This window comes from Leucobacter fengyongliangi (genome assembly GCF_050971685.1).
Classification (GTDB): Bacteria; Actinomycetota; Actinomycetes; order Actinomycetales; family Microbacteriaceae; genus Leucobacter.
The window spans coordinates 1-12,461 of record NZ_JBPCEU010000022.1; the positions used below are offsets into that span (position 1 = coordinate 1).

Genomic DNA, 12,461 nt, shown 5'->3' on the forward strand with positions numbered 1-12,461 from the left:
AGTAGTGCCCCGTAGAGTGGTGTAACGATCCCGGCCAGTAAACGTCAGCGTGGCCACCGGGATCTTCCTTCGAGGAAACTCTCACATCCCACTCGAAAGGCGTCACACCGATGACCACTCCCTCTATTGTCGACCCTGCCACCGTCCTCACCAACGCGCTGGGCGACGCATCACCGGATCTGATGCGCACCCTGCTGCAAACCATGATCAACACCCTCCTCTCAGCCGAAGCAGATGCGATCTGCGGCGCCGAGTACGGGAAGCCCTCTGCTGACCGAGTGAATTCCCGCAACGGATACCGCACCCGTGAACTCGATACGCGTGTCGGAACCATAGACGTCGCGATCCCGAAGCTCCGCTCCGGCACGTACTTCCCCGAGTGGCTCCTCGAACGTCGCAAACGCTCAGAAGCGGCGATGATCACCGTCGTCGCTGACGCCTACCTCGCTGGCGTCTCAACGAGGCGGATGGACAAACTCGTGAAGACCCTTGGCATCCATTCCCTGTCGAAGTCGCAGGTCTCCCGAATGGCCGCCGATATGGACGAGCATGTGCGTGAGTTTCGCACGAGGCCGTTAGGTGAGGCCGGCCCGTTCACGTTCGTCGCGTGCGACGCACTCACGATGAAAGTGCGTGAGGGCGGGCGGGTGATCAACACCATGGTGCTCGTCGCGACCGGGGTGAACGCTGACGGGCATCGGGAAGTCCTGGGCATGCAAGTGGCGACCGCGGAGACCACGATGGCGTGGAACGGGTTCTTCGCAGACCTTGTCGCGCGCGGCCTCACCGGGGTGAAACTCATCACCTCTGACGCGCACGCTGGCCTCGTTGAAGCGATGCGCGCGAACTTCCCTGGGACGTCGTGGCAACGGTGTCGCACGCACTACGCTGCGAACCTGATGTCAGTGACCCCGAAGAGCATGTGGCCGGCGGTGAAAGCGATGCTGCATTCCGTGTACGACCAACCCGACCAGAAAAGTGTTGAGGCCCAATTCGACCGGCTCCTGGACTACGTCGAGGACAAACTCCCCGAAGTGCACGACCACCTCGATGCTGCCCGGGCTGACATTCTCGCGTTCACCACGTTCCCGAAAGATGTGTGGCAGCAGATCTGGTCGAATAACCCGAACGAGCGCCTGAACCGTGAGATCCGCCGCAGGACCGATGTGGTGGGGATCTTCCCGAACCGGGCCGCGATCACCCGCCTCGTCGGGGCCGTTCTTGCGGAGCAGTCTGACGAATGGGCCGAGGGTCGTCGTTACCTCGGTCTTGACGTTCTCGCGAGGTGCCGCCTCACGCTCGTGGGTACCGACACTATCGGCCAGCACCATGAGCTCCCCGAGCTCGGGGCCGCAGCATGAGCGCCCCCACTCCTGGGCTGTACTCCGACACCGTGAGTGAGCTCGTCGCGAGCATCTGCAATCACAACGAAAACTAGCCCCCACATCCTTGAAGGATCACGAAACGGTTACACCACTCCACGGGACTTGACCCGCGTTAAGCCCGGTACTGAGCGTCACGGTGCCACGGCATCGGCTGAGGCTCGCCAGCTCTTGGGCGAGGCCGGCGAATCGTAGGCTTGAATCATGAGTGCATTCACCCTCGACGAACTCCTGAGCCTCGAACACGCCGGTTGGAAGTCGCTTTGTGAGTCCACTGGCGGCACGTTCTACGGCGAGTTGATGATGCCCGATGCGTTGTTTGTGCTGTCCAACGGCTGGGTGATGACTCGCGATGAAATCGCGGCTTCACTCAACGATTCTCCGGCTTGGGCGGCCTACGAAATCACAGACGTTCGGATCGTCGAAGCGGGTAGCGATGCCGCCGTACTGGTGTACCGTGCGACAGCGTCTCGGGAAGAAATGACGGAGCCGTACACTGCGTTCATGTCGAGCGTTTACCGTCGAGTGGATGGGAAGCCGAGAATGGCGCTCTATCAGCAGACTGAGGCAGCTGCGTAGACCGCTCAGGCTGCCGCGCCCGCTGCGCGGCCTTGCCCTCAAGTATCGTGGCTACATGAGTGATTCAGCGTCGAACCCCAAACTCAACCGCATCAACCTGATCTGCCTGGGTGTGGCTGACCTCATCCGCTCCCGAGCTTTCTACCGCGATGGCCTCGGCTTCGAAACTCCCAACAACGAAGAGAACCCCGAAATCGTGTTCTTCGACAACGGAGGCACCAAACTCGAACTCTTCCAGAGAGAAGAACTGGCCGCAGACATCGGTGGAGACAGCCCGCCCACTACCTCAGACCCCGCCGCAGCCTTCAACGGCATCACCCTCGCCTATAACGCGAAAACGAAAGAGGAAGTCGACGCGATCTTCGCAAAGATCGAAAGCATTGGAGGCACCATCGCCAAGGCCCCCGAACTGGTCTTCTGGGGCGGATACAGCGGCTACTTCCGCGACCCGGACGGCTACTACTGGGAAGTTGCCTACGCCGACGATTGGAAGTTTGATGCCAACGACATGCTTATCATCGAACAGTCTGGCTAACCCTCAGATCGCCTCGACGTGGTGAAACTCTTACTCACCGAGGATTAAGTAGTTACCGGCCGAGGCTGGGGCCGCCTCGGTATTGGCCCGGATGGTGGCGAGTTGGGCGGTAGGGGTCGTGCTGCCGGAGTCGTTCAGCGCGTTCGCGCGCGAGCTGCTTTTCGCGTGCCGCGTGCTCTGCTGCGGCCTGGTGCTTCGTCTGCACTCGTTCGGCGGCTTGAGCGGTGGGAAGCTGGCGTAGCTCGACGGCCTCGGCTCGTGCATCGGTGGCACGGGCGCGCCATTCTTGCGCGTACCGAGTTGCACGGCGCTCCCCGCTCTCGGCCGTCATCACATGCGCGGCGGGGTCGTTTCGGAATACTCGGCGGGCGAGGCCGGACGCTTCGAGCGGGTGCCGCTCGCGCGCGGTGCCCAGCTCGATCTTCGCGGCGGTTGCGGCTTTGCTCGCGTCGCGCACCTGGGGGTTTTGGCCGGCGCGCTGCTGGCTGACGCGCTCGACCCAGCTCTCGACCTCGTGCGGCCCCCACGGGGCGCTGCCCCAGCGCTGCTCAACGCGGCCGCGCGCCTGCTCCCACTCGCTCGTAGCAGCCTGGGCGTCGCGCTCGGCACGCCGGCGACTGAACCGGCCGGCGCTGCGCGCTTCCTGCTGCGCCTGCGTCGCGCGCTCGCGCAGCACAGCGACCTCGGCCCCGGCGGTCTGAGCTTCGGTGTGCAGCGGGGCGAGGGCTTCGGTGTGCGCCTGCTGCGCGGTGGCCTGCGTCGTCTCCGCGACCTGTTCGAGCTGGTGCAGCTCGGCGGTCTGCTGCTCGCACAACCTGGCGAACTGCCCGGCTGCATCGTTCCAGACGGCGGCCTGCTGCTCGGCGTGTGCAGCTTCGCGGGTGAGCTGGTCGACCTCTTCGGCCACGGTCGCGGCGTCGCCGGCGATGATGCCGTGCATGTCGCGCTCGGCTTGCTTTCGGGCTTCGTCGAGGCCACGGTCTGAGCTGTCGCGGGTGAACGCCTCGACGAACTGCTCGCGGGCATCTTGCTCGTCGACGGCGACGACGTGCAGCACGTTCGCGTCGCGGCCGCGCGTCATGCCGACGTAGACGCCGGCGGCATCCATCTCGTCGGAGAGCACCGCGTGCGCGGTGTCGACGGTCATGCCCTGCGCACCGTGCCCGGTGACGGCGTAGGCGAGCTGCACATGCTCGGCCACGTAGTCGGCGTCGAGGGTGCGGTGATGCCCCGTCGTCGGGTCGGCAACGGTGATCCGGCCGTCAGCGTTCACGCCCCGTACCGTCCACGTCTGCCGGTTGGCGACGCCGAGCTCGCGGTCGTTCTCGCGGGTCGCTACCTGCGCGCCTGCGGCGATGGGGTCGCCGTCGCGCCCGTGCGTCACGGTGGCGGGGTCGATCACGCCGGCGTCGACCAGACGCTCGTACACGGCGTGGTTGATCTGCTGCGCGGCCGCGTTCGTCGACGTGACGGCGATGGTGCTGCGGCCGGCCTGCTGCTCGAGCGCGATGGTTTCGGAAAGCCGCTCGAGCACCTCGCCGGGGGTGCCGGTCTGAATCAGGCCGCGTTCGTGCAGCTCGTCGAATATCTGGCCGGGGTCGTCGCGGTCGCGCATCCTCAGCGACAGCTCGGCATAGGCTTCGTCGATCCCGCCGTCTGGGGTGCGGAACCGTCGAACGTCGGTGAGGTCGAGGGAGACGCCTGAGAGCTGCGAGGCGCGGGCGAGGTAACCGCCTCGGCCGACGGCGGCGAGCTGCGCCGCATCGCCGGAGAGCACGAGCGACCCGAGCCGCATGTCGTCGACGTACTGGTGCAACGCTGCGGCGGTGTCTTGGTCGAGAATCCCGGCCTCATCGACCACGAGCACCGTGTGTTCGTCGAGTCGCCAGCCTGCCGGCTGCGACCGCCACCGTTCGGGGAGCTGCCAGCGCCCGGCGTCGTCGACCTCGGCGCCGGCGCGGTACAGCAGCGCGTGGACGCTCTCGCCGTCGACGCCGAGCACGTCGCCGGCCTCCAACGCGCCGCGCTTGGTCGGGGAGACGACCACGAGCCGCCGGCCCTGCTCGTTGAGCGATTCGGCGGCCGCTTCGAGCATCGTGGTTTTGCCCGCGCCGGCCGCGCCCTGAATCACGACAAGCGAGTGTGTGCCGGCTATCGCTTCGGCCGCCGTCTGCTGCTCGGCCGAGAGAGTGAACCCCTCCCGCTGCGCGGCCACGGTGCCGGCCTCGCCGGGCACCACAGCGCGGGCGGTGAGCGCGTCGGTGAGCTGCTGATCTGTGGCAAGCACCTGGTCGCTCGTGTAGTGCCTGACGCCCTCGACGTTCACGCCGGCGTCGAGGAACGAGACGCTGCGCTGCATGGCGGTGTCGATAGCGGCGTCGCGCAGCTCGGCCACGCCCACGTCGCTGATGAGGTACGTCTGTGCGAGGCGTCGGTCGACGGCCGCCTGCACGTCGGCCAGCGACCACGCGGAACGCTGCCGGCCGAGGTCGTCGAGCGCGCCGGCACCGATCACGGCGGGATCGATCTGGGAGGCTTCCTGCCCGTACAGAGTGCGGTCGGTGTTCTGCGGGGTGACCTCGCCCACCGTGCGGGCCAGCCCCTCGGGGGTCAGCTCGGCGTCGGGCTTCTTCGTGGGCCGCTCCTGCGCCCAGGCGTGCGTATCCCACGCCTGCCACTGACGCGGCCCCGGCTCCTGGCCTGGGTGTGCGATCCGCCACGCCTGCTCAAGCTGTTCACGATTCTGTGCGACCTGATCCCGGCGGGCCGAGTGCTCATTGACGAGCGGCGCGTACTCGGTGACGCGGCCACCGCCCTGCGCCGGCTCCCAGCTCAGCCCCTCGGCCGCGAGCACCTGTCGCAGCTCCATATCGGTTGAGAGCGCGAGGTCGGCGGCCGCGTTCACGCGCTCCGCGAGCCGGTACAGCGTGCGCCCGTCGAGCGCCCGCCATTCGCCGGCGACTTCGCCCACGGGGAGGATCTGCATGTGCCGGTGGTAATGCGGGTCGCCGGTGCGACTCGTGGTGTGCTGAACACTCGTGAACTCGATACGGTCGAACTTCACTTGCCGCTGCGCACCGCGCGGCCCGATCCGGGTAACCGCGTGCTCTGCGACGGCCTCGGCCGCCACGGTGCAGGCCCGACTCATCGCCTGTTCGAGCGCGGCCGCAACCCTCGGGTTCGCGGCGGCCGCGAGGCTCAGCGTCTTGTCGACGCTGATGATGGTTTCTTGGTAGAGCGGCGTGCCGCCGACTTCCTCGATGCCCTCGGAGTTGATGAAAGTACGCTGCCGGAACGCGCCGCGCACCTGGTCGGTTTCGGGGTCGCGGTGCTCCATCCACGCCCGGAACTGCTCGGGCGTGAGCGCACCCATTTCGGTGCCGGCGACGCCGACGACGCCGTGCTCGACAGAACGCTCTTTGCCCTCGCGGTAGTAGTCGTCGAGGCGGTCGGAATCGCGTTCGAGCAGGTAGCTCTCAGCGGTCGCGGCCGAGCCGCGAAACGCTTTGAAGCCGCCCTTGCTCACCGGCTCATCCCCTCTCGATCCGGGGCCGCGAACCGAGGTCGCGGCCCCGCTCTAACATTGGTAGATTACGTGCTTCAATAATAGCGAGCAGATTGTGAGTGTGGGGCGTGAGTGTGGGGCGTGAGTTTGCCGGCGGAGCTGGCAAAGGTTCGTAAGGCAAGAGGTCGGGTCGTAGGATGAGGGCATGAGCAAGTGGAGCGGTGAGCGGATTGGGCGGCTGAGCCTGCGGCTCGATGCGGCCTACTGCATAGTGCTCGGCGCAGGCGTTGCGTTCACGGCTCCGTCAATCGCGACAGCTCTGCCGGTGCCTGTGTGGGTGCTCGTGACGGCTGGGGTCGCGGTGGTGCTCTGGGCCGGGCTGATCCTGGTGATGCTCGCCCGATTGCCAATGCGTGCCGCGCTCCGGCTCGTGATGATCGCCAACCTGCTCGCGGCCGCTGCGGTGGCTGCGCTCTCACTCACGAGCGCAGCGGTACTCGTCGTGCTGGCTGTGCTCGCGGTGGCCGTCGATATTGCCCTGTTCGCCGGGAGCCAGGCGTTTGCACTGCGACGGATGCGCAACGCGGTCTGACTCGCGCTCAGTCCTGAACTGCGGCGACAGCTTCAATCTCAACGAGCTGGTCGTCGTAGCCGAGCACGGTAACGCCCATGAGTGTGCTGGGTACGTCGTGCGAACCGAACGCATCGCGCACGACTTCCCACGCGGTTACGAGGTCGGCCTGTTCAGTCGAGGCGACCAGAACGCGGGTGCTTATCACGTCCTCGATGGTTGCGCCAGCCTCGGCCAGAGCGGTGTTCATGTTCTCGATGCACTTTGCCGCTTGCACCGCATAGTCGCTTTTTCCTGCGGTCGTACCGTCCTCGTTGAGCGGGCAAGAGCCGGCAAGGAAGATCAGCCGCGCATCGGCCGGCGCGGTGGCGGCGTAGGCGTACTCGGCGGCATCGGAGAGCGCCTGCGAACGGATGAGGGTGACGGCTCTAGTCATGGTCGCTTTCTGACAGTCGCTTGAGTCGTTCGGCGGCGGTGAGGTACACGTCGAGGCCGCTGCGCTCGCCCACGGCGACGGCCTCGACTGCGACGGCTTCCACCTCGTTCGGGGTGTAGCGGTACACGAGGCGGTAGCGGGGCTTTCCGACGCCGTTGGGGTCGAAGTAGAACTTGTAGCAGTCCGAGAGGTCTCCGGTCTTGACGTGCTGGCCGAGGGGTTCGCCCTGCACCCGTCCGTCGCGGATGAACGCGAGCATGTCGAGCGCCATTTTGCGGGTGCGAGGATCGGGCAGCGCGTACACGTCGCGCTCGAAACCGGGGAGGCTGGTCAGTGCCAGCTTGCGGCGCGCCACTTACTCGTAGTCGGCCGCGTCGAGGCCCAGCTCGGCGGCGAACTCGCTGAGCGGGCGGGCCTGTTCGCCCTGGCGCTCGCGCACGATCTGGGCGATCTCGATTTCCTCGATCGCGGGCAGCAGCGACGTGTACAGCTCGAACGGGATCACCACGGCCTCGGGTCGACGGTGCGAGCCGAACACGACAGGATCGGCCGTCGCACCCTCGGTGCGGAACCGGCGCAGCGCTTTGGGAATCTCGGTGCGAGCTTCCCGGCTGGGGAGAACATGAGCGATAGACATGCCACCAGCATACATGATGCGCCACAAATAGGCGCACAAATGTGTCACGTTCTGCTCGGGCCGGGGGCTTCGCTGGATCGTCTTTGACGCTCTCAAAAGCCTCTTGCCCTGGGAAGAACTACCGGCAACGCACTCGCGTCGCTCCCAGGGCCGTTCTCGTGCGTCTCCGGGGGTGTTCCGTTGTGAGCGTGAGCTGCACCTGACGGTGTATCGTCACCCCATCCGTGGGAAGTACGGGCGTAACCAATCCCTCTGAGGGCAAGGGTTTCGCTTGCGAAACCCGCGGCAGCCCCGAGACGGGCGCAGCTCGTCGAGAACCTGCCGACAACACGGTCTAGTTCGCGCACGCGCGCGGTCTTGAGTTACGTCGGTAAGTAGGTAAAAGAGAGAACTAGGTAAGAAGAGAACTAGGGAACAACGACACCCCAGACGGGAGTAGATCGAGACGCGCGTATTTCCCTACTGAACGACTCACGGTTTCCCTACTGAACGACTCACGGAGCTGGTTATCCACAGGGTTCGGGGCGAGTCGTTCAGTAGGGAAATGACGACTGCTAGGGGTGTGGCGCTCGGTAGGGAAATAGGCTGCTACAGCTCGTCAGCCGGGAGCCTGAGCAGCGGGCTACGCCGGATGATGAGCACGGTTCCCCCACCGCGTCGGCCGGGCACCCGATCAATGGCGAAGTTTGTCTCGATGCCGTCGCCGTGAATCCGGCGCGTGGCGGCTGCCTCGTCGAGCGCGGCGCGGAACCGGGCACGGAAGTTGTCGAGGCGCTTGTAGCCGTGGGTGAGTTCGTCGTAGAGGTCGGCCCACTCGAAGATGCGCTCGCGCCGGGGGCCGTCCTTGATCGAGAACAGCACTTTCTCAAGCCACGCGGCAACCTGCATCGGGAACGGCCCCGACATGCGCGCGAGCGCGTCGAGGCGCGCCGGCGGGGTCTTGGGATCGAGCGCCAGATCGACGAGGAGCTGCGAGGGCACGATGTACGAGTCGAGGCCGTCGAGCACGTCGCCCCAGCCGGGCACGTAGAGCTGCACGCCGCTCGCAAGTGTCGTCGACTGCTGGCGGTAGCGGCGGCCACCCTCAGCGTCCTCCGGCCCCCACTCGGCCATGTGGAACGTCGAGACGGCGAACCCGGTGACCTGGCGGGTGAGTTCCTGGTGCTGGCGGCCGCCGGTCGATGGGTAGCCGAGGTCGGCCGCGAGAGAGCGCTGCGTCTCTTCAAGGCCGATCCCGTCGAGCGGGTTGCCGCCGGCCTTGACGGTCGAGCGGATCTTCGTTGCGATTGCTGCACCGATCAGCAGCGCCGGTTTCCCCGAGGGCACGGGAGCCTCGACCCATTCACCGTGCTTAGTGAGTACCTTGCCGGCGCTGATCGACCACGATGTGTACGAGTTCTGCCCCTGCCATTCACGGGCGGGTTGCTCGTCCATCGGTGTCAGCGAGAAGTAGCCGTTGCCGAGCACGATGCCGCGACGCTCGTTCGCTTCGCCGTGCTCAACGGCGGTGGCATGGTCGAGCTGCCGACGCATCCAGTCGGGCAAGCTCAGGGGGTCTTGGTTCGGTACGCTCACTAGAGCCTCCTGGTCTGTTCAGGGGGTGTTACGCGCCGGCGGCTCTCGTCGGTGCGGCGAGCCGTTCCCGGTGCCAACGGGGGCGGCTCGTTCTGTTTATCCTACGGCACCATATCGCTGTTGCTTACATGTCTACATTCAGACTTGCTATTTCTAGAAATATCAACGCATTTACAAGTAGACATGTCTACATGTAGACTTGCCTTATGAAGATCGCAGTAGTGAACCTGAAAGGCGGCACGGGGAAAACCTCGACCGTGATGCACCTGGCGGCCGCGCTCAAGACGGCGGGCGACAGCGTGCTCGTGGTCGACGCCGACCCGCAGGGAGACGCGCTCAACTGGGCGAACGCACTGGAATGGGATGTGACCGCGCACCCGAAACCCACGATCCACAAACAGACGTGGCTCGGTGCCTCGCACGATCACGTCGTAATCGACACCCCGCCTGGCGACCTCGGTGTGACGACCTCGGCGCTGCGCGCAGCCGATCTGGTCGTAATCCCGATGCAGCCCACAGGCGGCGACTTCGCGCAGTACGCCGAGACGGTGCAGCTCGTCGAGGAAGTGCAGGCGCTCACTGATGCGACCGCCGTGGTGTTGCTGACTCGCGTGGTGAAGCGCACCGTTGCCGCCGCTCAGGTGCGCGAGGCGCTGGAGCCGTTCGGTATCCCGGTACTCGACACCGAAGTTCCGCAGGCCCAGGCGCTCGCAATGGCCTACGGGCAGAAGATCACCGATGCGGGCGTCTACGCTGACGTGCTCGCGGAGCTGAAAGGACTCGTGAAATGAGCGTCGGCAACGTATTCGATAGCGCACGGAAGAAAACCCCGCCGACGCGGGTGGACGACCTCAAGGCCGGCGGCGCGCTGGCCGAGCCGATGGTGATGCACTCGACCCGCGTGCCGGTATCGCTGAACAAGGCAATCAAGAAACTCGCCGTCGACGAGCAGACCACCTTGCAGGCGCTCACTATCGAGGCACTAGAGACACTGCTGAAACTGCGAGGCAAGAGCGAAAGCTGACATGTCTACATGTAGACATGTCAGCTTGTAAGTATCCGTATTTGTCGGCGGTCACCCGTACCGTCGACAGCAACGAGAGGAACACCGGCTATGGCTATCAACGAACAAGAACGGCAGCTTGAAGTCGCCCGCGAAGCCGAGGAACTGCTGCACACCCTGGCGCACTCGACCCGCGATGTGCCGAACCCGCGCGATTCCTACTCGATGCTTGGAGAGCTGGGCGCGATCATCGACCATGTAGCGCAGGTGTGCGAACAGCTCGCGAGCTGGCACAGCCGCGTCGAGGACGGCAAGCATTACGAGGGCGAGGACGACAACCGCAGCGGCAGCCCCCGCGCGGCCGCCGCCGAACTGACCACTGCCGCCAGCTCACTCCGGCTCGCCTCGAACCACGTTCATCGCGCCCACTCGCACAACGCCGTGGTGCGCTGGTATCCCGAGCCGCAGGAGAGCTGACGATGAGCACCGAGACAAACTTCGAGGAACGCTGGCCGGAGCTGTTTGCCAACCTCACCCCGGCGCAGCACGAGCAGGCCGTGAGCGCGTGTTGGTACGTTCTGAACGATGGTTTCCCCCTCGAACGGGAATCCGTCGAGAGGATCACGACGCTGCTCGTCGACGACCCGCAGCAGTTCGCGGTTCTGTATGGCCCTTACACCGAGGCCGACGACACTCGCTACGCGGAGCTGGCCGACCGTGCAGAGCGCGGTGAGCTGCGCGTTAAAGTAGTGCCCCGTAGAGTGGTGTAACGATCCCGGCCAGTAAACGTCAGCGTGGCCACCGGGATCTTCCTTCGAGGAAACTCTCACATCCCACTCGAAAGGCGTCACACCGATGACCACTCCCTCTATTGTCGACCCTGCCACCGTCCTCACCAACGCGCTGGGCGACGCATCACCGGATCTGATGCGCACCCTGCTGCAAACCATGATCAACACCCTCCTCTCAGCCGAAGCAGATGCGATCTGCGGCGCCGAGTACGGGAAGCCCTCTGCTGACCGAGTGAATTCCCGCAACGGATACCGCACCCGTGAACTCGATACGCGTGTCGGAACCATAGACGTCGCGATCCCGAAGCTCCGCTCCGGCACGTACTTCCCCGAGTGGCTCCTCGAACGTCGCAAACGCTCAGAAGCGGCGATGATCACCGTCGTCGCTGACGCCTACCTCGCTGGCGTCTCAACGAGGCGGATGGACAAACTCGTGAAGACCCTTGGCATCCATTCCCTGTCGAAGTCGCAGGTCTCCCGAATGGCCGCCGATATGGACGAGCATGTGCGTGAGTTTCGCACGAGGCCGTTAGGTGAGGCCGGCCCGTTCACGTTCGTCGCGTGCGACGCACTCACGATGAAAGTGCGTGAGGGCGGGCGGGTGATCAACACCATGGTGCTCGTCGCGACCGGGGTGAACGCTGACGGGCATCGGGAAGTCCTGGGCATGCAAGTGGCGACCGCGGAGACCACGATGGCGTGGAACGGGTTCTTCGCAGACCTTGTCGCGCGCGGCCTCACCGGGGTGAAACTCATCACCTCTGACGCGCACGCTGGCCTCGTTGAAGCGATGCGCGCGAACTTCCCTGGGACGTCGTGGCAACGGTGTCGCACGCACTACGCTGCGAACCTGATGTCAGTGACCCCGAAGAGCATGTGGCCGGCGGTGAAAGCGATGCTGCATTCCGTGTACGACCAACCCGACCAGAAAAGTGTTGAGGCCCAATTCGACCGGCTCCTGGACTACGTCGAGGACAAACTCCCCGAAGTGCACGACCACCTCGATGCTGCCCGGGCTGACATTCTCGCGTTCACCACGTTCCCGAAAGATGTGTGGCAGCAGATCTGGTCGAATAACCCGAACGAGCGCCTGAACCGTGAGATCCGCCGCAGGACCGATGTGGTGGGGATCTTCCCGAACCGGGCCGCGATCACCCGCCTCGTCGGGGCCGTTCTTGCGGAGCAGTCTGACGAATGGGCCGAGGGTCGTCGTTACCTCGGTCTTGACGTTCTCGCGAGGTGCCGCCTCACGCTCGTGGGTACCGACACTATCGGCCAGCACCATGAGCTCCCCGAGCTCGGGGCCGCAGCATGAGCGCCCCCACTCCTGGGCTGTACTCCGACACCGTGAGTGAGCTCGTCGCGAGCATCTGCAATCACAACGAAAACTAGCCCCCACATCCTTGAAGGATCACGAAACGGTTACACCACTCCACGGGACTTGACC

The 12,461-nt window shown here is 65.2% G+C and carries 14 protein-coding genes; 9 read left to right on the forward strand and 5 right to left on the reverse strand.

Annotated features, from left to right (window positions below; translation table 11 throughout):
• The first annotated feature begins 110 nt into the window (after nucleotides 1-110).
• The 3 genes from ACR0R4_RS12715 (at nucleotide 111) to ACR0R4_RS12725 (ending at nucleotide 2,496) form a co-directional block, all read left to right on the forward strand.
• Complete coding sequence (locus tag ACR0R4_RS12715) at nucleotides 111-1,361, forward strand: IS256 family transposase (protein ID WP_193591830.1); 1,251 nt, start codon at nucleotides 111-113, stop codon at nucleotides 1,359-1,361.
• A 225-nt stretch (nucleotides 1,362-1,586) separates the two neighbouring features.
• Entirely contained in the window at nucleotides 1,587-1,961 is a 375-nt protein-coding gene (locus ACR0R4_RS12720) for a nuclear transport factor 2 family protein (RefSeq protein ID WP_363746636.1), read from the forward strand.
• A gap of 55 nt (nucleotides 1,962-2,016) precedes the next feature.
• On the forward strand, nucleotides 2,017-2,496 hold the full coding sequence (locus ACR0R4_RS12725; RefSeq protein ID WP_363746638.1) for a VOC family protein: 480 nt from the start codon (nucleotides 2,017-2,019) through the stop codon (nucleotides 2,494-2,496).
• Between the two features lie 52 nt (nucleotides 2,497-2,548).
• Here the strand turns inward: ACR0R4_RS12725 and ACR0R4_RS12730 are convergent, their stop codons facing one another.
• Entirely contained in the window at nucleotides 2,549-6,022 is a 3,474-nt protein-coding gene (locus ACR0R4_RS12730) for a relaxase domain-containing protein (protein WP_363746640.1), read from the reverse strand.
• A gap of 184 nt (nucleotides 6,023-6,206) precedes the next feature.
• Here ACR0R4_RS12730 and ACR0R4_RS12735 point away from each other — a divergent pair, with 184 nt between their 5' ends.
• Nucleotides 6,207-6,593, forward strand: coding sequence for a hypothetical protein (locus ACR0R4_RS12735; protein ID WP_363746642.1), 387 nt, complete (start codon nucleotides 6,207-6,209; stop codon nucleotides 6,591-6,593).
• A 7-nt stretch (nucleotides 6,594-6,600) separates the two neighbouring features.
• Here ACR0R4_RS12735 and ACR0R4_RS12740 read toward each other — a convergent pair whose 3' ends face one another.
• The 4 genes from ACR0R4_RS12740 to ACR0R4_RS12755 all read right to left on the reverse strand — a co-directional run bounded on the left by ACR0R4_RS12740 (nucleotide 6,601) and on the right by ACR0R4_RS12755 (nucleotide 9,220).
• Nucleotides 6,601-7,008, reverse strand: coding sequence for a RidA family protein (locus ACR0R4_RS12740; RefSeq protein WP_363746644.1), 408 nt, complete (start codon nucleotides 7,006-7,008; stop codon nucleotides 6,601-6,603).
• Nucleotides 7,001-7,363: a hypothetical protein gene (locus ACR0R4_RS12745; RefSeq protein ID WP_363746646.1), complete on the reverse strand. Its 363-nt coding sequence runs from the start codon at nucleotides 7,361-7,363 to the stop codon at nucleotides 7,001-7,003. The genes ACR0R4_RS12740 and ACR0R4_RS12745 overlap by 8 nt, the downstream gene beginning before the upstream one ends.
• Nucleotides 7,364-7,645 (reverse strand): type II toxin-antitoxin system Phd/YefM family antitoxin, encoded by a 282-nt coding sequence (locus ACR0R4_RS12750; RefSeq protein ID WP_363746648.1) that lies wholly within the window; start codon nucleotides 7,643-7,645, stop codon nucleotides 7,364-7,366.
• Nucleotides 7,646-8,233: 588 nt separating this feature from the next.
• Entirely contained in the window at nucleotides 8,234-9,220 is a 987-nt protein-coding gene (locus ACR0R4_RS12755; protein WP_363746650.1) for a hypothetical protein, read from the reverse strand.
• A 206-nt stretch (nucleotides 9,221-9,426) separates the two neighbouring features.
• On the opposite strand from ACR0R4_RS12755, the gene ACR0R4_RS12760 reads away from it, so the two are divergent.
• The 5 genes from ACR0R4_RS12760 (at nucleotide 9,427) to ACR0R4_RS12780 (ending at nucleotide 12,329) form a co-directional block, all read left to right on the forward strand.
• On the forward strand, nucleotides 9,427-10,011 hold the full coding sequence (locus ACR0R4_RS12760; protein WP_363746652.1) for an AAA family ATPase: 585 nt from the start codon (nucleotides 9,427-9,429) through the stop codon (nucleotides 10,009-10,011).
• On the forward strand, nucleotides 10,008-10,244 hold the full coding sequence (locus ACR0R4_RS12765; RefSeq protein ID WP_363746654.1) for a ribbon-helix-helix domain-containing protein: 237 nt from the start codon (nucleotides 10,008-10,010) through the stop codon (nucleotides 10,242-10,244). Before ACR0R4_RS12760 ends, ACR0R4_RS12765 begins: the two co-directional genes overlap by 4 nt.
• A 90-nt stretch (nucleotides 10,245-10,334) precedes the next feature.
• Nucleotides 10,335-10,700 carry a hypothetical protein gene (locus ACR0R4_RS12770; RefSeq protein WP_363746656.1) on the forward strand — a complete coding sequence of 122 codons (366 nt, stop codon included), beginning with the start codon at nucleotides 10,335-10,337 and terminating at the stop codon, nucleotides 10,698-10,700.
• Between the two features lie 2 nt (nucleotides 10,701-10,702).
• Nucleotides 10,703-10,993 (forward strand): hypothetical protein, encoded by a 291-nt coding sequence (locus ACR0R4_RS12775; protein WP_363746658.1) that lies wholly within the window; start codon nucleotides 10,703-10,705, stop codon nucleotides 10,991-10,993.
• An 85-nt stretch (nucleotides 10,994-11,078) separates the two neighbouring features.
• On the forward strand, nucleotides 11,079-12,329 hold the full coding sequence (locus ACR0R4_RS12780) for an IS256 family transposase (RefSeq protein ID WP_193591830.1): 1,251 nt from the start codon (nucleotides 11,079-11,081) through the stop codon (nucleotides 12,327-12,329).
• The last annotated feature ends 132 nt before the right edge of the window (nucleotides 12,330-12,461 follow it).